Source organism: Flagellimonas marina (assembly GCF_042651185.1).
GTDB lineage: Bacteria > Bacteroidota > Bacteroidia > Flavobacteriales > Flavobacteriaceae > Flagellimonas > Flagellimonas marina.
This window is the reverse complement of record NZ_JBHSCL010000004.1, coordinates 1,444,255-1,466,021: the sequence shown is the minus strand read 5'-3', so window position 1 is coordinate 1,466,021 and position 21,767 is coordinate 1,444,255. Positions and strand designations below refer to the sequence as shown.

19 protein-coding genes are annotated in these 21,767 nt (G+C 38.5%); 14 read left to right on the top strand and 5 right to left on the bottom strand.

Annotated features, from left to right (window positions below; translation table 11 throughout):
- Positions 1-43 precede the first annotated feature (43 nt).
- On the bottom strand, positions 44-1,126 hold the full coding sequence (locus ACFOWS_RS10195; RefSeq protein ID WP_379764143.1) for a GDP-L-fucose synthase family protein: 1,083 nt from the start codon (positions 1,124-1,126) through the stop codon (positions 44-46).
- Positions 1,127-2,239, bottom strand: coding sequence for a GDP-mannose 4,6-dehydratase (gene gmd, locus ACFOWS_RS10190; RefSeq protein ID WP_379764141.1), 1,113 nt, complete (start codon positions 2,237-2,239; stop codon positions 1,127-1,129).
- Between the two features lie 262 nt (positions 2,240-2,501).
- Between gmd and ACFOWS_RS10185 the strand changes: the two genes are divergently transcribed.
- A complete protein-coding gene (locus tag ACFOWS_RS10185) occupies positions 2,502-3,935 on the top strand; it encodes an MBOAT family O-acyltransferase (RefSeq protein ID WP_379764139.1) in 1,434 nt (477 codons plus the stop codon).
- A 3-nt stretch (positions 3,936-3,938) separates the two neighbouring features.
- Positions 3,939-4,997: a hypothetical protein gene (locus ACFOWS_RS10180; protein WP_379764137.1), complete on the top strand. Its 1,059-nt coding sequence runs from the start codon at positions 3,939-3,941 to the stop codon at positions 4,995-4,997.
- Between the two features lie 8 nt (positions 4,998-5,005).
- Here ACFOWS_RS10180 and ACFOWS_RS10175 read toward each other — a convergent pair whose 3' ends face one another.
- Both ACFOWS_RS10175 and ACFOWS_RS10170 read right to left on the bottom strand, forming a co-directional pair.
- Positions 5,006-6,043, bottom strand: a complete 1,038-nt coding sequence (locus ACFOWS_RS10175) for an NAD-dependent epimerase (protein ID WP_379764135.1) — start codon at positions 6,041-6,043, stop codon at positions 5,006-5,008.
- Between the two features lie 98 nt (positions 6,044-6,141).
- Complete coding sequence (locus tag ACFOWS_RS10170) at positions 6,142-7,539, bottom strand: nucleotide sugar dehydrogenase (RefSeq protein WP_379764133.1); 1,398 nt, start codon at positions 7,537-7,539, stop codon at positions 6,142-6,144.
- Positions 7,540-7,850: 311 nt separating this feature from the next.
- On the opposite strand from ACFOWS_RS10170, the gene ACFOWS_RS10165 reads away from it, so the two are divergent.
- From ACFOWS_RS10165 to ACFOWS_RS10150, 4 genes are read left to right on the top strand one after another with little or no spacing between them, the layout of a single operon-like run.
- The gene (locus ACFOWS_RS10165) at positions 7,851-8,984 is read left to right on the top strand and encodes a DegT/DnrJ/EryC1/StrS family aminotransferase (RefSeq protein ID WP_379764131.1); all 1,134 of its coding nucleotides are present in this window, start codon (positions 7,851-7,853) and stop codon (positions 8,982-8,984) included.
- Complete coding sequence (locus ACFOWS_RS10160; RefSeq protein ID WP_379764129.1) at positions 8,981-10,924, top strand: polysaccharide biosynthesis protein; 1,944 nt, start codon at positions 8,981-8,983, stop codon at positions 10,922-10,924. The genes ACFOWS_RS10165 and ACFOWS_RS10160 overlap by 4 nt, the downstream gene beginning before the upstream one ends.
- A 12-nt stretch (positions 10,925-10,936) precedes the next feature.
- Positions 10,937-11,704, top strand: a complete 768-nt coding sequence (locus tag ACFOWS_RS10155; RefSeq protein WP_379764127.1) for a polysaccharide biosynthesis/export family protein — start codon at positions 10,937-10,939, stop codon at positions 11,702-11,704.
- A 42-nt stretch (positions 11,705-11,746) separates the two neighbouring features.
- Positions 11,747-14,122, top strand: coding sequence for a GumC family protein (locus ACFOWS_RS10150; RefSeq protein ID WP_379764125.1), 2,376 nt, complete (start codon positions 11,747-11,749; stop codon positions 14,120-14,122).
- Here the strand turns inward: ACFOWS_RS10150 and ACFOWS_RS10145 are convergent, their stop codons facing one another.
- Complete coding sequence (locus tag ACFOWS_RS10145) at positions 14,123-14,866, bottom strand: tyrosine-protein phosphatase (RefSeq protein WP_379764123.1); 744 nt, start codon at positions 14,864-14,866, stop codon at positions 14,123-14,125.
- A 290-nt stretch (positions 14,867-15,156) separates the two neighbouring features.
- Here ACFOWS_RS10145 and ACFOWS_RS10140 point away from each other — a divergent pair, with 290 nt between their 5' ends.
- The 8 genes from ACFOWS_RS10140 (at position 15,157) to ACFOWS_RS10105 (ending at position 21,703) form a co-directional block, all read left to right on the top strand.
- The gene (locus ACFOWS_RS10140) at positions 15,157-16,434 is read left to right on the top strand and encodes a sensor histidine kinase (protein ID WP_379764121.1); all 1,278 of its coding nucleotides are present in this window, start codon (positions 15,157-15,159) and stop codon (positions 16,432-16,434) included.
- Positions 16,424-17,128, top strand: a complete 705-nt coding sequence (locus ACFOWS_RS10135) for a response regulator transcription factor (RefSeq protein ID WP_379764119.1) — start codon at positions 16,424-16,426, stop codon at positions 17,126-17,128. The genes ACFOWS_RS10140 and ACFOWS_RS10135 overlap by 11 nt, the downstream gene beginning before the upstream one ends.
- 74 nt (positions 17,129-17,202) lie before the next feature.
- Positions 17,203-17,436 (top strand): hypothetical protein, encoded by a 234-nt coding sequence (locus tag ACFOWS_RS10130; RefSeq protein WP_379764117.1) that lies wholly within the window; start codon positions 17,203-17,205, stop codon positions 17,434-17,436.
- Between the two features lie 76 nt (positions 17,437-17,512).
- Positions 17,513-18,607: a sensor histidine kinase gene (locus ACFOWS_RS10125; RefSeq protein ID WP_379764115.1), complete on the top strand. Its 1,095-nt coding sequence runs from the start codon at positions 17,513-17,515 to the stop codon at positions 18,605-18,607.
- A 5-nt stretch (positions 18,608-18,612) separates the two neighbouring features.
- Positions 18,613-19,932 (top strand): sigma-54-dependent transcriptional regulator, encoded by a 1,320-nt coding sequence (locus ACFOWS_RS10120; RefSeq protein ID WP_379764113.1) that lies wholly within the window; start codon positions 18,613-18,615, stop codon positions 19,930-19,932.
- Positions 19,933-20,146: 214 nt separating this feature from the next.
- A complete protein-coding gene (locus tag ACFOWS_RS10115; protein ID WP_379764111.1) occupies positions 20,147-20,566 on the top strand; it encodes a GreA/GreB family elongation factor in 420 nt (139 codons plus the stop codon).
- A 35-nt stretch (positions 20,567-20,601) separates the two neighbouring features.
- The gene (locus tag ACFOWS_RS10110; protein WP_379764109.1) at positions 20,602-20,946 is read left to right on the top strand and encodes a hypothetical protein; all 345 of its coding nucleotides are present in this window, start codon (positions 20,602-20,604) and stop codon (positions 20,944-20,946) included.
- A gap of 124 nt (positions 20,947-21,070) precedes the next feature.
- Positions 21,071-21,703, top strand: a complete 633-nt coding sequence (locus tag ACFOWS_RS10105) for a hypothetical protein (protein ID WP_379764107.1) — start codon at positions 21,071-21,073, stop codon at positions 21,701-21,703.
- Positions 21,704-21,767: the final 64 nt, after the last annotated feature.

The window sequence follows — 21,767 nt, the reverse complement described above, 5'->3', positions numbered from 1 at the left end:
TTGTATGTTGTTAATGGGTTTTCTTAGCTGAAAATAAATTGTTTTAAGCTTGTTTATACCACTGGTACATTTTGGAAACGCCTTCCTTGATTTCAATGGAATGTTTCCACCCCAAAGCATTTAGCTTGGTAACATCGGTAAGTTTTTTCATTGTACCATCGGGTTTGTCCGTATTGAATTGAAAATTACCTTGAAACCCAATTTCTTTTTTAATGAGTTGAGCTAGATCAGCGATGGAAATATCATTTCCGGTTCCAATGTTTATATGGGTGTTTCGTATTTCCTTAGTGCCACTGTATATGTCTTGAAAATTTCGGTTTTCCATAATAAAAACGCAGGCATCCGCCATTTCCCTAGACCATAGAAATTCTCTCATTGGCTTTCCACTTCCCCAAATCTCAACTGTAGCCTTTCCGTCGGTCACAGTTATCCCATATTTATTAAGAACACTGAGGATTTCTACTTTACTGCTATCACCTGAGACACCTTCAATGGGAAGCCGAGTTAAATCTTTGCGCACAGTATCCCAATGGTTCTCTTCCAAAGCTTTGCCCAAATGAATTTTACGAATCAAAGCAGGCAACACATGTGATTTTTCAAGATCAAAGTTGTCATTGGGCCCATACAGATTTGTTGGCATCACCGAAATAAAATTGGTTCCGTACTGAAGGTTATAACTTTCGCACATTTTAATGCCTGCTATTTTGGAAATGGCATAGGGCTCATTGGTATATTCCAGCACATCGGTTAAAAGATAATCTTCCTTCATGGGCTGGGGGCAGTTTTTTGGGTAGATGCAGGTACTTCCCAAAAACAATAATTTTTTTACGTTGTGCACATAACTTTGGTGAATTACGTTGTTTTGAATCATTAGATTCTCGTATATAAAATCTGCTCTATAGATATTGTTGGCAACAATACCCCCAACTTTAGCAGCTGCCAATATCACATAATCCGGTTTTTCTTTCTCGAAAAAATGTTCAACTGCAATGGAATTTTTAAGGTCTAGTTCCTTTCGAGTTTTCACCACCAAATTGGAGTATCCTTTTTGTTTAAGGTTGTCCACAATGGCGCTTCCTACCAACCCTCTATGACCAGCAACAAAAATCTTGTCGGATTTGTTCATTTACTCAAAGTAGTTAAGAATGCGATAACCTCCTTCTTTTAGGTATTGATCTTTTTGCATGAGCTTAATATCGCTTTGCATCATGTCTTTTACAAGACCTTCCAAATCATATTCCGGAACCCAGCCTAATTTAGTCTTGGCTTTGGTGGGATCTCCAATTAATAGTTCCACTTCAGTGGGTCTAAAGTATTTTGGATCCACTGCTAAAACCTCTTTACCTATCTCAATTTGATATTTTGGATCGTTGCACGCTTTGACAAAGGCTTTTTCATCAACGCCCTCGCCCTTAAATTCAAGTTCAATGCCGACTTCGGCAAAACTCATACGAACAAAGTCCCGAACTGGCGTGGTTTTACCGGTAGCGATTACCCAATCTTCTGGTTCATCTGCCTGCAAAATCATCCACATCATTCTTATATAATCTTTTGCATGGCCCCAATCCCGCTGGGCATCAAGATTACCTAAAAACAATTTGTCCTGGAGCCCTAGGGCAATTCTAGAAGTTGCCCTTGTAATTTTACGTGTTACAAAAGTCTCTCCTCTAATAGGAGACTCATGGTTAAAAAGAATGCCATTACAAGCATACATTCCATAAGCTTCGCGATAGTTGACCGTAATCCAATACGCATACATTTTGGCCACGGCGTAAGGGCTTCTTGGATAAAATGGTGTTGTTTCAGTCTGCGGTATTTCCTGAACTTTACCATATAATTCTGATGTAGAAGCTTGATATATCCTTGTCTTTTTTTCCAACCCCAATAATCGCACAGCATCCAAGATTCTTAAGGTTCCTATGCCATCTGCATTTGCTGTGTATTCAGGTGTTTCAAAAGATACTTGAACGTGGCTCATAGCAGCCAGGTTGTATATTTCATCAGGCTGGATTTCTTGGATCAATCGAATCAGATTGGTACTATCTGTCATGTCCCCATAATGAAGGATAAACTTTCTTCCTTCCACATGTGGATCTTCGTAAAGGTGGTCTATACGATCGGTATTGAAAAGTGATGACCTTCTTTTCAAGCCATGGACCTCATAACCTTTTTTTAATAAAAATTCACTTAGATAGGCTCCATCCTGTCCGGTAGCTCCAGTAATCAATGCTTTTTTCATGTAATGATTTCTTTGTAGAGGTTTTCAAGAATAACGAGCGAATATCAATATTCGTCTTATAGAGGCAAAAATAGTTCTTTAAAAGCACTCTTTTTTACGATTATTGAATAACTACAACATGATATTGCAATAGAATGGATAGAATCAATTTTATTTGTACTCTAATGAAGGAATTGAAATGAAAACAATCCACATCTCACGTGGGGTCGAAAATAATTTATAAAATGTGTCGTTTCTGACTAAGCCAAGCCTATAGTTTCCTATGTTATTCAACTCATTCGATTTTGCGGTTTTTTTACCTATCGTATTTTTTCTGTATTGGTTTGTGACCAATAAGAATCTGAAGCTTCAAAACTTATTGATTGTTCTGGCCAGCTATTTGTTTTATGGATGGTGGGACTATCGTTTTTTGTCCTTGATAATTTTCAGTTCATTGGTCGACTATTCTATTGGAAGGGCCATGGGTGAAACTGAGAACAACTCAAGGCGTAAAATACTGTTATGGTGCAGTATTTTGGTGAATCTTGGCTTTTTGGGCTTTTTTAAATACTACAATTTTTTTCTGGATAATTTTAAATCGGCCTTTAGTTTTTTCGGACATGGGTTCGACGGTCACACATTAAATATTATTCTGCCTGTTGGTATCAGTTTCTACACCTTTCAAACATTGAGTTATACCATAGATGTTTATAGAAAACAATTGAAGCCTACCAATGACATTATCGCCTTTTTGGCCTTTGTTAGTTTTTTTCCTCAATTGGTCGCAGGTCCCATTGAAAGGGCAACCAATCTTTTACCTCAGTTTTACACTAAGCGCAGTTTTAGCTATAAAAATGCCGTAAATGGAATGCGGCAAATCTTGTGGGGGCTATTTAAAAAAGTGGTGATTGCAGATCAATGCGCCGAATACGTAAATCTAATTTTTGACAATTCGGCAGAGCATGGAGGAATTACCTTGGTCCTTGGTGCATTTTTATTTGCATTTCAAATTTATGGTGATTTCTCTGGTTATTCTGATATCGCAATAGGAACTTCTAAACTATTTGGGTTCGATTTAATGCAGAATTTCGCCTATCCATATTTTTCTAGGGATATAGCAGAGTTTTGGCGCCGCTGGCATATTTCATTATCAACATGGTTTCGGGATTACCTTTACATTCCTTTGGGGGGCAGTAGGGGAGGCCTTAGAATGAAAATTAGAAATACCTTTGCCATTTTCTTGGTCAGTGGATTTTGGCACGGGGCCAATTGGACATTTATTGTGTGGGGTGCATTAAATGCACTATATTTTCTTCCGCTTTTGTTGACAAATAAAAACCGCAGGAATATTGATATAGTTGCTATGGACACCAAACTCCCCACACTAAGGGAATTATGGCAAATTGGCACTACTTTTTTGTTGACCATTTTGGCTTGGGTGTTTTTTAGAGCGGAAAACCTTGAGCATGCTTTTTCTTATTTAAAAGGGATTTTCACCAAGCTCGACACACCTCTTGAATTCATTCCATGGTCTTTGTTCCTATTTCTTATGGTTTTCTTGGTGATGGAATGGATGGGGCGAAGAGAAAAGTTTGCTCTGGAAAGATTTGGTGCCAACTGGAGCCTTGGGTATAGATGGGCATTGTATTTTTTGATTTGCCTATGTATTATCGGGTCTACGGATAACCAACAAGATTTTATATACTTTCAATTCTAAATTATGAGAAAGTTCCTTGTTCAACTTGCTATTTTGTCGAGCTTTGTTTTATTGACCTGTTTTTTGCTTTCCCAGGTTACATTCTCTGATGAGTTTATTGTTCATAAGACAAAGGATACAGCGTACAAAAAAATCGGTTGGAACTTAAATCTTATTAAAAATCATCAGGAAAGGATTAAGGGAAGCACCATTTTTTTGGGATCGTCCTTGGTGCAAGGTGCCCTAAACGACTCATTGATGCAGAATAATGGTATGAATGTCATCAACATGGGGGTTCCGCACAATGGTAATGAAATAGGGGTTTATTTTATAAATAGGTTGATGGAACTGAAACCTAAAGAGGTTGTTCTCCTAAAGGGAAAAACACCTTTTCAGGGACTGCATAAAATGACACCACTTTTATATACTTCAACAGGTCTTTTTAGATCAGGACAGGGATTTACTGTGGATTATATCAGTTTTGTATTTAAAAAAGCCAAGCTGTGCTTGGAATATTTCTTTTTTCAAATATTTCCTGACAAAAAAAATAGCGACAAGGCATATGAAGCATTTTTATATAGGCAATATGGGGTTCTGTATGCTCATGACACTATTCCCCAACAGGTTTATGATGAGGCAATTTCCAGAAGAACCGGGAGTAAGAGTGATGAATATTACAACCTCTATTTAAATGATTATTTGTACCGTTCTGAGAGTGGGAATCCATCATTTATGAACAAGCTTAAGGTACTAAAGCGCAAGTTTGTCCTCAATGTTTGGATGCAGTCTGACTTACTTAAAAATACGAAATCACAAGAGCGTTTTGTGGATACGGCCATACAACTATGTGAACAAGAAGGTATTAAAATAAGTAAACTGTATGTGCCAAAACTTGTGGATGTAAACCAATATGAAGGATATACCAGAGAGTTTTACAAAAAAGTCCAATCAGACTCGGTAGGCGTTTATGATATGGATACCTACCAATTTTTAAAGTCAAGAAACCATTGGGCGGATTTTGACCATGTGGATCAGAGTGGAGCCGATTTGTTCACGAAAAAACTTTTGGAGGAATTTAAATAAAAGAGGGTTTAATCTTCCTGACCCTTTTGGTATTCCTTGAACCAGTTTACAAACTTTGGAATACCTTCTTTTATTTGAGTTGTGGGTGAATAGCCATATTTTTGTTTAATGTGTCCTACATCTGCCCAGGTTTTTTCCATATCACCTTTTTGCATCGGTAAAAACTCAATTTTCGGTTGAGTTTTAAGCGCTTTTCCAATTTCCTTTATAAAATCCATCAGTTTTACTGGATTACCCGCTCCAAGATTAAAAACGTTATACAATTGCCAGTCAGTTTGGGAGTCATTGGTCGAACCTTCAATAATTTTGGTTATACCGCTTACGATATCATCAATATAAGTAAAATCGCGATGCATTTTCCCCATATTGAACACTTTGATAGGTTTGCCATTGGAAATTGCTTCTGTAAAAAGGTAGATTGCCATATCAGGACGTCCCCATGGTCCATAAACTGTAAAAAAGCGTAACCCAGTGGTTTTCATTTTATAAAGATTGCTGTAGGCATGAGCCATAAGCTCATTGCTCTTTTTTGTTGCGGCATATAAGCTTACGGGCTTATCAACAGATTGGTCCACGGAAAATGGTATTGAATCAGTCAGGCCATAAACACTGGAACTGCTTGCGTATACCAAATGGACAATGGAGTGGTGCCTACAACACTCAAGTATATTTAGGAAACCTACTATGTTACTGTCAATATACGCTTCTGGATTTTCAAGACTATATCTAACGCCAGCTTGTGCAGCTAGTGAGCATACTATCTGAAAGTTCTCTTCTTTAAAAAGATTGGGCAGCATTTCACGGTTTTCCAAGTCCATTCGTATAAACTTGAATCGATTCCCGTAGGTTTTGCTCTCACAAACCGTATTGAAAGACTCTGCATTTACTTTCTCTATGCCCAACTGAGCGAGTCTCGCATATTTAAGTCTAACATCATAATAGTCATTGATATTATCAAGGCCTACTACCTCGTGCCCTTTTTTTAGAAGCTGAAGCGAAACATGGAATCCTATGAATCCCGCTGCCCCCGTTACCAATATTTTCAAAACCCTGATTTTATGCTATAAAGATATTCTTTTAAAAAGAAAAGCCTGAATGCTTGCATCGCAGTCAGGCTCTTTTTATAAATCTCATTGTATAAATACTAAGATTCACCAATTTTATAAAAATCAAACCCTAAATCTTTCATGTGCTTCGTGTCCAAGATCCTTCTACCATCAAAAACAAAAGCGGGTTTAAGCATGTTTTTGTGTATTTGTGCCCAGTCATAGGTTTTAAACTCATCCCACTCTGTAAGAATGGCAATGGCATGTGCATCTTTCGTAGCCTCCATGTAATCTGAGGTCACAGTAAGCAAATTTCTATTTTCTGCTTCAGACCTAGTCCCTAAGTAATCCATGTCCATGTAAATTCGTTCTTCGCTTACCTGGGGATCATAAACGACAATATTTGCTTGTTCTTCCATTAACAAATCTGCCACATGGATGGCGGCGGACTCCCTGGTATCGTTAGTATCCTTTTTAAAGGCCCATCCGTAAAACACTATTTTTTTACCTGCAACGGTGTTGAACATTGTAGATATCATATGGTCAGAAAACCTTGTTTTCTGATAATTGTTCATGATAATTACCTGTTCCCAATAATCGGCTACCTCATTGAGCCCAAATGTTTTTGCTATATACACCAAGTTTAAAATATCTTTTTGGAAACAAGACCCCCCAAAGCCTACAGAAGATTTAAGGAACTTAGGGCCAATCCTACTATCGTATCCAATGGCATTGGCCACCTCATCTATGTTGGCATCTGTTTTTTCACATAGCGCAGAAATGGAATTTATGGAAGAAACCCTTTGTGCAAGAAATGCGTTGGCCACAAGTTTGGACAACTCGGAGGACCATACGTTGGTTTGAAGAATACGTTCCTTGGGCAACCAGTTCTCATAAATACTGCTCAAAAGATTTTTTGCTTCTTTACCAGAGGGTGTATCGTCGCCACCAATAAGGACCCTATCTGCATCTAATAGGTCATCAATAGCAGTTCCTTCGGCTAGAAACTCTGGATTGGACAAAATCTCAAAATTGACATGGTTGCCAGTGTTGTGCAAAATGCTTTTAATTGCTTCAGCGGTTCTCACAGGAAGCGTAGATTTTTCAACAACAATTTTATCTGTTTTGGCAACTCTAGCAATATTTCTTGCACACAGCTCTATATATTTAAGGTCGGCAGCCAAACCTTTACCTTTACCATAAGTCTTGGTCGGAGTGTTTACCGATATAAAAATCATATCAGCCTCATCAATTGCTTCATCAATTGCGGTTGAAAAAAATAGATTTCTTCCCCGTGTTTCCTTTACAATTTCAGGAAGCCCAGACTCATAAACTGGAAGTTTACTGACATCGTCTTGGTTCCATTGCTTGATTCTCTTTTCGTTAATATCCACAACGGTAACTTTAATATGTGGACATTTATTGGCAATTACCGACATTGTTGGCCCTCCAACATAACCAGCACCAATACAACAAATAGAAGCGATTTTTTTCATTTAAGATTTGTTAAGGTTTCTGAACAAAGTGCAAATATCAAAAAAACTAACGGCAAAGGCACATTTATATTTTGTAAAAAACAGTTCATCCCAAAATCTAATCATTTTATCAGGATATAGCCAGATTTCTGACCTACTGAACAATGAAATACTTCTCTTAATGATGGGCAAGTTATGTATTTCAACACTTAATCGAGTTTTTGAAACCTTTGGCGAATTGTATTTGGAAAAGAAAGCTTGCTAGGATTTTACCATTAAATTTACTCCTGTGAATAGAAAGGACCCCTACTTACATCAACCCAAAACTGAAAATGGAAACCACTTTATCTAAAAAAATCTGGTTGTCGCCTCCCCACATGGGAGGCAATGAAGAGCTTTATGTTAAGGAAGCATTCGCCAGCAATTGGATTGCACCGCTTGGACCCAATGTTCAAAAATTTGAGCATGCCATTGAACAATTCATAGACAACGGAGTTCATGCCGCCTGCCTTAGCTCAGGAACTGCGGCCATACATTTGGCTCTTCAACTCTTGGATGTGGGGCATGGCGATGAAGTGCTTTGTCAAAGTTTTACTTTTTCCGCATCTGCAAATCCCATAACCTACCTTGGGGCTTCACCGGTTTTTATAGATAGTGAGGAGGAAACCTGGAATATTTCGCCTCAACTTTTGGAAAAGGCAATTCAAGAAAGAATGGCCCTTGGAAGAAAACCCAAAGCCATTGTAGCGGTTCATTTATATGGAATGCCATACAAGGTGGATGAAATACATGCCATAGCCACAAATTACAGAATACCAATTATTGAGGACAGTGCAGAGGCTATGGGAAGCTCTTACAATGGTTTTAATTGTGGAAGCTTTGGTGAAATGGGAATCCTGTCTTTTAATGGCAATAAAATCATAACTACTTCTGGGGGAGGTGCATTACTTTGCAGGACCCAGACAATAAAGGACAAGGCAGTTTTTTTGGCCACACAGGCCAGAGATGATGCTCCACATTACCAACACTCCCGTGTTGGGTATAACTACAGAATGAGCAATGTGCTGGCTGGAATTGGAAGGGGACAAATGGAAGTACTTGAAAATAGGGTGGCCGCCAGAAGGGACAATTTTGAGTTTTATAAAAACAATCTGGCCAACTGTAGCGAAATCTCATTTTTGGAAGAGTCGAAAGGAAGTTATTCAAACAGGTGGCTGACCTGTATTCTAACGCCATCTTTTACTATTCGGGAAAGAGTGAGAATTGCGCTACTGGATGAAAACATTGAATCTAGACCCTTGTGGAAACCAATGCATTTGCAACCAATATTTGAAAACGCGGTAAGCTACGTAAATGGAGTTAGTGAAAAACTCTTTAATACAGGTCTTTGTTTGCCAAGTGGATCTAGCATGGAAATCGAAGATTTGGAAAGAATTTGTAAAATAATTAAAAACAAGTTTCAATGATCAGAAAATTCTTGTTTAGAAACGGTAGACGCTACGCTTCCAAATGGACAGTGCTGCTCATCGATCTGGGCATTGTAGCTGTGTCCTTCATCTTAGCATATTTTATTCGGTTTAATCTTAGCTTTAATTTTGATGTTCAAAAGTTATGGACGCAATTGCCAATCATCATTGTACTTTTTACAATGGCGTTCATGATTTCTGGAAGTTATAAAGGCGTGGTCAGACATACGGGCATTAAAGACGTTTATGCTATTTTTAATGCGGTTTGTTTGGCAAGTATTGGAGCAATTGGTGTGGTATTGGCCAATAGGTCCGCGGGTTTTGTAGATGGATTTACAATTCCTTTATCCATAATAATCATTAATAGTTTATTGACCTTTATTTCACTGTCTACTTCAAGGTACGTGTTCAAGATTGTTTACGAAACAATGATGAACGGAAGTACATCTCCCTCAAAGAACTTGATTATTTATGGCGCCGGAGAATCCGGTATAATAACACACAATACACTCACCAATCACTCCAAAATGAGAGCCAAGGTTGTTGGTTTTGTGGACAACAATCTTCAGAAAGTAGGTAAACAGATTAATGGTGTGAAAGTTTACGATAAATCCATTTTAACGCCAGAATTTGTAAGGTTCAATAACATTTCCGAGATAATTTTTTCTATACAGAGTATAAACCCAAAGCAGCTTAGGGTCTTGGTGAATGAAGTTGTTGATCTGCCGGTTAAGGTTAAAATTGTACCTCCTGTTGAAGATTGGATCAATGGTGAACTAAAGGTTTCTCAGATTAAGAGGGTTCAAATTGAGGATTTATTGGATCGCCCACCTATTGAGATAAGGAATAGCAAGGTGTTGAAGGATTTTGAAGATAAGGTAATCATGGTTACTGGTGGGGCTGGTTCAATTGGCAGCGAACTTGTTCGCCAAATTTGCAAATACAATTACCGAACATTAATTGTTGTTGACCAAGCAGAATCTGCACTCTACGACCTTCAGCAGGAATTGAAACAGATTGGTTATTTTAATTTTGTTCCAATTGTAGGGGATATTCGTGACAAAAACAAAATGCGTGTATTGTTCCAAGAATATAGACCAGACAGGATTTTTCATGCCGCGGCCTATAAACATGTACCCTTAATGGAGCAAAATCCTTATGAAGCTGTAAAAATCAATGTTGCTGGAACAAAAACCATAACCGATCTAGCGGTGGAATTTGAGGTGGAGAAATTTGTGTTTGTTTCAACTGACAAAGCGGTTAATCCGACCAACATCATGGGGGCAACAAAACGTATAGCGGAAATGTACATTAGTTGCAGACAACAAGATGGCAAAACAAAATTTGTGACCACACGTTTTGGCAACGTACTTGGGTCAAACGGTTCTGTGATTCCATTGTTTAGAAAGCAAATAGAGAAGGGCGGACCTCTTACGGTTACGCACAAGGATATTACTCGTTATTTTATGACCATCCCAGAAGCTTCACAATTGGTCTTGGAAGCTGGAGCAATGGGGCAAGGAGGTGAAATTTTCATTTTCGATATGGGTGAATCAGTCAAAATCATGGATTTGGCTAAAAATATGATCAGACTTTCTGGTCTGCGATATCCGGAAGATATTGACATAAAAATTACCGGGTTGCGACCTGGTGAAAAACTATATGAGGAACTATTGGCCAATGGTGAAAACACCTTGCCTACCTATCATGATAAGATAATGATCAGTAAGGTGCGGGATATTGACTATTCAGCAACAAGAACGATGATAGATGAACTTTGTATTTCAAATTTGTTTTTTAAAGACAATGTTGTTCAATTGATGAAAAGTATTGTACCAGAATACATTTCCAACAATTCCGATTTTTGTAAATTGGACGGGGAGAAATCAAAAGATCTCAAAAAACAATCTGAAATAGGATTACCTCAACTCAATAACTAAATGTTTTATTCCATGCACCAAAAAAAAATAAGGTTGGCAATCTACCTTGTAGTCTTATGCCTTGCTTTTTCCTGTACCTCATCAAAAGATGTCGTTTATTTTCGAGATGCCAATCAGTTTGAAACCTTGGTGGATGATAATACATTTTCCACTAAATTTAAGGTAGACGACTTGGTAAGCATACATGTTTCTGTATTGGATCCAGAAGCAAGTGCACCATTCAATTTGTACCGGGGAGCCCAAGAGGGAGGTATGAGACCAGAACAAGTGGATTACTTGGTGGATAAAAATGGAGAGATTGATTTCCCGGTAATTGGAAAAATTAAAATTGCAGGTTTGTCACCTGCCGAAACACAAAAACTGCTCGAGAAAAGGTTAGCGGACTATCTGGTAAATCCCATCATAAACATCAGAATCAAAAATTTTTCCGTTACGGTTTTGGGAGCAGTTAACAGACCTGGAACCTATCCCATAAATGGAGAACAGATAACCATTATGGAAGCATTGGGTTTTGCAGGGGATATCAATATTAAAGGTAGAAGGGACAATGTAATGGTTATTCGAGATTTTGATGGCACTAAAGTTTATAATAGAATCAATCTCAACAGCAAAGAGGCGTTAAAATCCCCCGTATACTATCTGACCCAGAACGATGTGGTATATGTAGAGCCCAACAAGTCTGGTAAAACAGCCTCGAGTCTCGATCAAAGAGCATCTATTGCTGTTTCCATTATTTCCGTTCTAATAACATCCACAGTTGTTCTTTTAACCAGAAATTAATTGATTTTTTAGCCTAACAACACTATACATTACCCCATACAAATGAGTACCAACGGCAAAGAAATGGATTTGAAGGAAATGATTTCCATTTATTTAAAGAAATGGAAATGGTTTGCAATGTGTGTGATAATTGCCTTGACATTGGCCCATTTATACTTAAGGTACGCAGTACCCGAATTTGTTGCGTCAGCAAAGATTCAGATTTTAGAGGATAAAGGAGCCTCATCTGAACTTAGTGTGCTACAGGATTTGGATATATTTTCGGGCAACAAAGCCAAAATTGAGGATGAAGTTGAGATTTTGAACGCGCGAGACAATTATGTTAGCATCGTTAAAAATCTAAAATTGAACATCAGATATTTTGTTACCGGAAATATCCGAAGTAAGGAACTTTATGGGCAAGAAAAGTATCCTTTCACTATTAATTTTATCGCTCCTGATTCTATTATCAATAAATCCAAGCATGAGTTTTTTGTTGATATTATTTCGGAAAACGATTTTGGGTATACAGAAGAAGAGGACGGCTCAGTTGTAAAATATACATTTGGCTCCAATATAAAGACAAAAATAGGGGACATTATCCTTATTCCAACAAAACAAATTAAGGGCTACAAGGGTGAACGAGTTCGTATCATCGTAAACCCAATTCCACTGGTGGCAGATGCTTATCAAAATAGAATTGTAATTAACGCAGCAGATAGTAAGTTTTCCAATATTATCAACATTATGCTCCGTGATCATGTTCAGCAAAGGGCCATAGATGTAATTGATGCGTTGGTTGAGATCAATAATGCTAATGCTGTAAATGATAAAAAGGAGATTGCTGACCGAACAACAAAGTTCATAAACGACCGTATAAACGAGATTTATGGAACGCTTTCAAATGCAGATGAAACAGCTGAAAACTTTAAAACCAGTCGGGGTATAACCGATTTGGGCTCACAGGCCAATGTCACTTTTGAGCAAAGTACCATAGGAGAACAACAGCTTCAAGATGCAAACATACAATTGAACATCGCAAGTTCAATGAAAGATTTAATTTCCAGTGAAGAAGGGTATGAAATTATTCCCTCAAACGTGGGCATTTCCGACCCCGGCATTGCCAACACTGCTGAGCAATATAATGCGCTTGTGGCCCAAAGAAAAAGATTGTTGGAGAGTTCAGGGGAAAAAAACCCAGTCGTGGTAAAATTGGACCAACAGTTGGAATCCTTAAAAAAGGGAATGCAATCCAGTTTGAATAATGTTACCAACAACCTGAACTTAAAGGTTAATAGCTTAAGTAAGCAGTTGTCCCAGATTAATTCTAGAATATATGCTGCTCCCAGTAATGAGAGAGCCTTAAGAGACATTTCCAGAAAACAGCAGACCACGGAATCGCTTTATCTGTATTTGCTTCAAAAACGGGAAGAGTCGCAGATTACTTTTGCATCGGCTTCACCAAAATCCAAAATAATAAACCCAGCATACGGCTCTTACCGACCTGTTTCGCCCAACAGCCGTATGGTATATCTGGCATCAATAGTATTAGGTCTTTTACTTCCATTTTCTGTGATTTATGCAGGACAGCTACTTGATAACAAGGTTCATAATAAAGTGGAACTGGAAAGATTCTCAGAAAACGTACCAATACTCGTGGAGATTCCAAGACTCGGCAGAAAGGAAGCTAAGTTTGTGAAAAAAGAAGATCGCTCGGTACTTGCGGAGTCCCTGCGCATATTAAGAACCAACATCAACTATTTACAACGTTCAAAAAAAGGAGACAACAACGTAATCTTTGTAACCTCAAGTGTGCCCGGAGAGGGAAAAACATTTGTGTCCTCTAATTTGGCTGCCATCTACGCAAGTACGGGCAAAAAAGTATTGCTTATTGGCGGTGATATTAGAAACCCTAAACTTTATAATTTTTTCAATGACAATCCAGAAGTGTTGAATGGCAAGAACAAGGCCAAACCTGTTAGATCTGTTAAAACCGGATTAACAGAATATCTTAACGATACTACCACCCAACTAGGGGATATTATTATACCTACCCAGGTGAATAGCAATGCCATTGACATTATTTTTTCAGGTAAAATCCCTCCTAACCCTACGGAACTGCTCATGAGCGACCGAATAAAGGATATGTTCGGAGAAGTTTCCAAAATGTATGACTATGTTATTGTGGATACTGCACCATTAATGGTAGTTACCGATACGTTGTTAATCAGTGATTATGCTGGCTTAGTACTCTATGTGGTTAAAGCTGGTGTAACAGACCTTAAGGTATTGGATTTTCCACTAAAACTGAAGAAAGAGGGAAAACTCAAAGGTCTTTCCTTTGTGGTCAACAATGTAAAGCAGTCTAATCTAGGTTACGGAGGAAAATACGGTTATGGTTATGGTAAATCTGTCAAAAAGTGGTGGAAGTTTGCGTAATCAATAGAACGTCTGAATCGTATTCTCTATAATAGGCAAAAGTCGATTCATTATTTTACTGGATAATTTAATCTCTTTTAATACTTTAAGCTGGCGAAGGTTATGTATATCAGTACCCACATAATCCACTAGATTGTCCGACAATAGTTTTTCAGCGATTTTTTGAACATTGGCACCGTAGGACTCAGAGGAAAGGGACAACAAATTCAATTGAGACATAACCCCGTTAGACTTCATCTCGCCGTACTTTCTATACTTTTGATGAAAGTACATGTATCTTTCTGGGTGGGCTAAAATCGGAAAATAACCGTTATTGCCAATTTTATCCACAGAAAGGTCAAAATTAAATGAAGGCTGCAAGTATGACATTTCTATCAAAAGATATTGCTCTTTAAGGGGCATAACCTCGCCCTTCTCCAACAAATCCTCAAAGTTGTCATCAATCATGTGCTCTGCGGCACAGTCAATATTCACATTCAGAAGGTTCTCCTCAACAAGCTTGTTCTTTAGCTTTTCGTATGACTGTTCAATTGTTTTAGGGGTGTTGTCATAATAGTTGTGCATTATATGAGGGGTACAGATAAAATTAGTTACCCCAAATTCACCAAATCCCTTTAGTAGTTCAATGGATTGCTCCACTGTTTTGGCGCCATCGTCAATGCCAGGTAAGATATGATTGTGAATGTCAACCAGCCCATGCAGATAGTCGGCCAAGTAAACTTTCTTTTCAAAAAAACTGAACATGCCTAAAATTTGGACTGCAAATATAATGGATATGACAGTTAACCGGACCAACTTTCCGAACACATTAACACAGCAAAGCAGGATATCTAAAAATATAAAACCGGCCAATTGGCCGGTTTTATATTTATCCTTTTTATGGATGTAACGCTACTTATGACTAACTAAACTCAATGCTAAACTAGAATATTTCATGAAGCAAAGAGGTTAACGAAAGAACAAAAAGATTAATGAAAGATTAATGGGGCTAAGGATAAAGTAAAATGCTTGGCTTTTTTTGCTTACTTCGTACTATGTTGACAAAAAGGAATGTTTATGTCATTGTATTTGTGGTCTCTGTAATAGGCCTCTTGGTGGTTCAGTACCAATATCTTAGAGTTGGATTAGGACTAGCAAGGGTACAATTCTCACAAAAAATCGACGATGTACGAGACAATATAAACAGTGAGCTTTCAGAGGTCAACTCACTTTCATATACTTTGGGCAGCACCCTTCAAAAGGATAATTCTGAGTTAAAGATTAGTTTGGATAGTCTGGAAAGGCTCTCACAATACTATTTGAACGACTATATCTCTTATCAACTTAGAGTTTCCGGAATAGACGCGCCATTTACATATTCCTTATATGCTAGGGATTCCACCCAATACCTTTCTTCCCATACTCCCCATGTAAAGGATGATGATATCCTCACATACCCCATCAAAATTGAAGGTTATCTTCCCAACCTATTGAATAAAGAACTGGTGTTGGAGCTGGGCTTTGAAGACATCAACACCTATTTTATGAGCCAGTTGAACGGATTAACAATTCCAGGGATTATTTTTCTATTGGCAATAATTGTGGTAGTAGTTTGGGTATTGCGATCATTTTATTGGCAAAGCAGTTTGATCACCACAACCAATGACTTCATCAACAATCTTACCCACGAATTAAAAACACCGGTATTTTCGATTGGTCTGGCGAGCAAAATATTGGAAGAGGGGATTTCGGAAGAGAAGAAGCCAGTTTTGGAGCTGATTCGGCGTGAAACAGATAGATTAAGAAAGCATATTGACAAGGTATTGGAATTGGCCAGCTTGGAATCTGGAAAAAAAATAATGCAGTTTGGCCAGATTGATTTTAAACCTGAGTTGGAGCGTATTTGTAAAGACTTTAAGATTCTTTCGGAATATGAACAGGTCAACTTCTCTTATGAGCTGGTCGGGGACGCCTATCCATTACGGGCTGAAAGATTCCATTTGGAGAATGCTATTGGGAATCTGCTCGAAAACGCCAAAAAATATGCTGATAATCCAGTCATTCGTCTGTTTGCGAGAGTGCACCATAAAAAGCTATTGATTGCCATTTCCGATAACGGTCCGGGAATTGCCCAAAAAGACCAAAAAAAGATTTTTAGGAAATATTACAGAATAAAAAATGGTGATGTCCATAAAGTAAAAGGATATGGACTTGGTTTATCCTACGTGCATAAAATTATAAGTATGCACAACGGTAAAATTACGGTAGATAGTAAATTGGGAGAGGGCACAACATTTGTCATTTCCCTAAAAGTGAGCAACAATGGAGAATAAATACAAGTTGATTTTGGTGGAAGACGATGCGTCTTTAGGTTACCTGCTCTCCGAGTATCTTGGCATGAAGGGATTTGGCGTTACTTGGACAAAAAATGCACAGGAAGCCCTGAAAAAAATTGAAACCAATGTATTCGATTTGGCGATTCTGGATGTAATGCTACCAGATATGGATGGTTTTGAACTTTCCCAGAAGGTAAAGGCCATCAATCCAGAACTTCCTTTTCTCTTTTTAACTGCGCGGTCCCTAAAAATTGATGTTTTAAAAGGATTTTCCCTAGGGGCGGTGGATTACCTAAAAAAGCCAATAGATGAAGAAGAACTTGTTGTTCGAATCAATGCGCTCTTATCCCGATTGGTCTCTAACCCGGACTCTGAACCCCAAGAGACCAATTTTAAAATTGGAGGCTATACATTGAATACTGAAAGTTTTGAACTCAGATACAATTCAGAACCCATAAAGTTGACCGGCAAAGAATTTGATTTACTTACGCTATTGGCCAAGAACATGAATCAATTGTGCACCCATAAAGAAATATTGACCACTATTTGGGATAAAAACGACTACTTTAATAAAAAGAGCCTCAATGTTTTTATTTCGCACTTGCGCAAGCATTTAAGCAGGGACCCTAGAATTAGTATTGTAAATGTCAATCGTAGAGGCTTCATGCTGAAGGTGGAAGTTACCGTATAAGGTAAAGTGTGACTTTAACAATTATGGCTTGGTTTTTGTGGATTTCTAGATAATCCAACCAACCCCAGATTAAAATGTTCAAATTTATTCGTTTAAAGTCCAGGGAAGTTTCATTGTGCCACTTGGATCGCCTATTTGGTCAAACCATATCCAAGCTACCGGTCAAGGAGCAGATAGCCTATTGCCAAAGGCTTATTGAAAGATCAGAATACCAATTGTCCCAACATTGTCCTAAAAAAGATTCAGAACAACTGAAGGATTTAATTTCAGCGGCAACAATGGAAATTCAACGATTGGATTCAATATAATTTTGGTGGATTTTAAAAGTCCCTCTTTCATTTTAAGTATATAGGAATTTAGTAATTTACGGGCAAAGACAAGACCTTGCACACCGCCGAACAGAAACTTAAAGAACGTATTAAGGAATTAACCTGCCTTTATGAGGTAACCTCTTTGATTGTTAACAGTGATTATGAGCAAATTGAAGAAGTCCTCAAGGCCATAGCCAACTGTTTGCAAGTGGCTTGGCAGTTCGATGAGGAAACCTACGTGGAATTGGAAACACCAACAATTTCAATTAAAACCGAAGAAAGGGGTGAGGCCTACGTTTTTTTAAAGTCTCCCATTAAGGTTTTTAATGAGCCAAAAGGTGTTATTCGTGTAGGTTACCCAACACCAAAATATACGTTAGAGGATTTCTTGGTGGAAGAACAGCAATTATTGGACAACGTTTGTCTGGAAGTGGGTAACCTTCTGGAGCGAAAGGAAATCAAGGACAATCAAGAAAGTATCCGACGACAGGTGGAGCAAGCGGACCGCCTTAGAATTTTAGGTGAGATAACTGCAGGCATAGCCCATGAGCTCAATACCCCCTTGGCCAATATTTTGGGTTTTGCCGAACTCTTGCGCGAAAGAGTTGAAAACGACTCTTTGGCTGTAAAGGATTTGGATAAAATCATAACCAATACCATTTTTTCCCGGGAAGTGGTAAAAAAACTCATGTTCTTTGCTTGCGAAATGCCCGAGGAGCGCAGCACCATTAATATCGTCCCAGTCATTGAAGATGCCATTGACTTGCTTCGGGCTACCTTGGCCAAGAATGAGATCTCTTGCCAATTGGACATTAGTTCAGAAAATATTCAACTAAGGACCGATAAAATCCAGCTCACCCAAGTCTTGTTCAACCTTATTGTAAACGCAATTTACTTTTCGCCACCACAAAGTAAAATTAAAGTGAAGGTTACAGATAAAAAGGATAAGGTGGTCATGGTGATTTCTGATGAAGGTTCTGGAATACCAAAGGATAAAGAAAACAGCGTGTTCGAACCTTTCTTTACCACCAAACCCGTGGGTGAGGGCAGTGGCCTTGGTCTTAGCGTTGTGCATGGTATCATCCAAAGTCACAAGGGTCGCATATCACATGCCCCAAATAAGCCAACAGGGACCATTTTTACTATTGAATTACCCAAAATCAAATAGACCGCATGCTCAGAAAAGAAAATATTTTGTTGGTGGATGACGATATTCAGATTTTGGAACTGCTCCAAAGGCACCTCGGTGGTATGCACTACCACACATATAGCGCTGTATCGGTCAAGGAAGCCCTTTACATTTTGAAGGACACTGAAATAGACCTCTTGATTACGGATATTAATATGCCTGAGATTAATGGCATACAATTGATCAAGTACACGGCGGAACATTTTCCGGATATGCCCAAATTAGTGGTGACGGGTTTCCCTTCCATCGATGACGCCATGAGCGTTATTAAATCAGGTGTAACGGAATACCTTACCAAACCTTTTACCAAAGCAGAGCTGGAAGATGCCGTTGAAAAGGCCCTAAAGACCATTATCCTCAAAAGAAAAGATGTAAAACCAGAACCACAACTCCCAAAGGCATATGGGGAAATGATAGGCGCCTCGGAAGCTTTTGAAAATATTACGCAAATCATTGAACGGGTAAAGGACAACCATGCCACGGTGCTCATTCGGGGTGAGAGTGGAACGGGAAAGGAGCTTGTGGCTCGCGCTATTCATTATTCGGGCAGATTTTCACGAGCTCCGTTCATTGCCGTTAATTGTGGTGCCATTCCAGAGAATTTATTGGAAGCAGAGCTTTTCGGGTATACAAAGGGAGCCTTTACTGGCGCCAATGAAACCCGAAGTGGTTTTTTTCAGGCCGCCAACAATGGAACCATCTTTTTGGATGAAATTGGAAATGCACCGCTAACCGTTCAGACTAAACTGTTGAGGGTTCTTCAAGAAAAGGAGGTGATCAAGGTGGGTTCTCAAAAACCTGAAAAACTGAACGTCAGAATCATTGCCGCCACCAACAGCAATTTGGAAGAAATGATTGAGGGTAAGCATTTCAGGGAAGATTTGTATTACCGTTTAACCGTGGTTTCCATAAAGGTACCACCGTTGCGCGATCGCATTTCTGATATTCCCCTTTTAATCAACAAGTTTCTTCAAAAATACGGTGTGGAATATAGGGATAGATTGGTGAGTATTACCCCAGAGGCAGTTCAAGTGCTTCAGCGTTATTCATGGCCGGGAAATATTCGTGAACTCGAAAATATTATCCAACGAGCCGTTATTATGTGTGATGGGCAAGTGTCCGTAAATCATCTTCCTGAGCAGGTTAAGTTTAAAATTGACTTTCCAGAGGAATCTTTAAAACCGCTAAGACAGGTTGAAAAAGAATACATCCAAAAAGTTCTGGCCTCCACCGGAAACAACAAATCCAAAGCAGCAAAAATTTTGGGCATTGACCGAAAAACACTTCGTGAGCGACTCAAATAGACTGGGTAATATTTCCCCATATGGGTAGAATCTACCCAATCAATCTTTTTATTCTCTTCTTTTAAGTCGAATCAAGTAACTGATATACAGTTTTTTATATCTAAATCCTATTTCAGACATTTTTTAGGCATGGGCTTTGTCTTAATAAGGCAAACAGAATAGCCATGTTGATTTTTATACCGGCCGTTAGTGTTAGAACATACAAATCCAAGTCATGAAGTTTGGTGAAGTAACTATGGAAAAGACGGATTATTTGGCCCTGAAAAAGATACTGAACTTTCGCAAGCATTATCATGACTATCTCCAAAAAGATGCTCTGGATATGCTTAAAGAACGTTTGGAACATGCAAAAATTTGTGATGGATCAGAACTCCCTGAAGGTATTGTTCGACTATACTCCAAGGTAACCGTGGCCAAGAAATCCGGTAAAAAGCAAACCTTTCAGTTGGTACTTGAACCTGAAACAGTTAATGACTCTTCTAAAGTTTCGGTGCGAAGCATTTTGGGAGCAGCTTTGATAGGGAGTGCAGTTGGAGATGAAATACGGATTCCAAATACAGATTCAAGGATTATTGAACATGTAGAGTGGATGGGACAGAAGAATAATATTGGTCTTTCAATAAAAAGTTTATAAAGTAAAAATTTTGTATAACCCTTAAATAGTCAAATATGAATAAGTACATTTTAGTAGTAGCGTTTATGATCGGGGCTTTCAGCCTTAACGCGCAGGAAGTTTCTGTTGGTGATGTTTTTGAAATAGGGAGACCAGATGCCCCTCAATATGAGCATATAGATTTTCCCCGACCCAACTTCATTATAAAAAGGGGAGGTATTGCAAACTACAAGAGAGTGGAAGGAAACAAAGTGGTTGTCACCTCCGTCAAAGAACAGAAAGATGGCACCCTAAAAGTTAAGATTAAACGAGCTGATGGCAACCGTTTCTTTGGAAGCCACTGGCAAGTTGCAGCGAACTTTAAAGAGGCTATGGAATCTGGTGAGCTGATAAAGGCTTAAGTAGTGGTTAATTGATTGGTTGTGTTTTGCTCAGCTTCAACGTTCCAGAATTGCTGGATAAGTGGTCTTGAGGCTGGGCTCACTTCCAATTAAGTCACCATCCGAAGGAAATAATGGTTCCGTTGTGCTAAAAACAATCTTCATATCCAAAGAGCCCAAAAGGAAGAAACGTCTGCGATTGCTTCTGATTTTGGCCATCTCATTTGTGCTTATAATGGTGGCCAATCTTATGGATTATGGATACATTTTACGGACCCAAGACACAGTAAATTCTGTTTATGAAGATCGGGTGGTTGCCCAAGATTACATTTATCATTTAAGTGGATTGTTTCATAAAAAGGAACTCTCCATAGGAGATAATGAGCTTTTTTTAGGGGCCACAAATGACTCTATTGTGGCATTGATGTCGCGCTTTGAAAAAACCAAACTTACCCAGAGTGAATCGGATTTTTTTATCGATTTAAAGAAAAACTTTATGGAGCTTACCTCACTTGAGGATAAATTGGCTGGACAAAAAGAACCGCGAATGTCGACCTTAAGTGATATTCAAACAGAGTTGTTGGAAATAAGAAGAAATTTAGACAACCTGGAAGGGGTTCAATTTACCGAAGGTGGCCATATGACGCAACTTTCAAATAGGGCTTTGGGAATGAACACCCTGCTTTCTCATGTTGAGTTGGTATTTTTGGTTATTATTGGCTTCATTGTAATGTATATAGTTTTGCTGGGAACCCATCGCATGGGTAAGGTGAACTAGTTACTTCCCGGGGCTATATTAATAGTGCCATAAATAGGTGTGGAGCGTTTAGAGGTGTTAATCT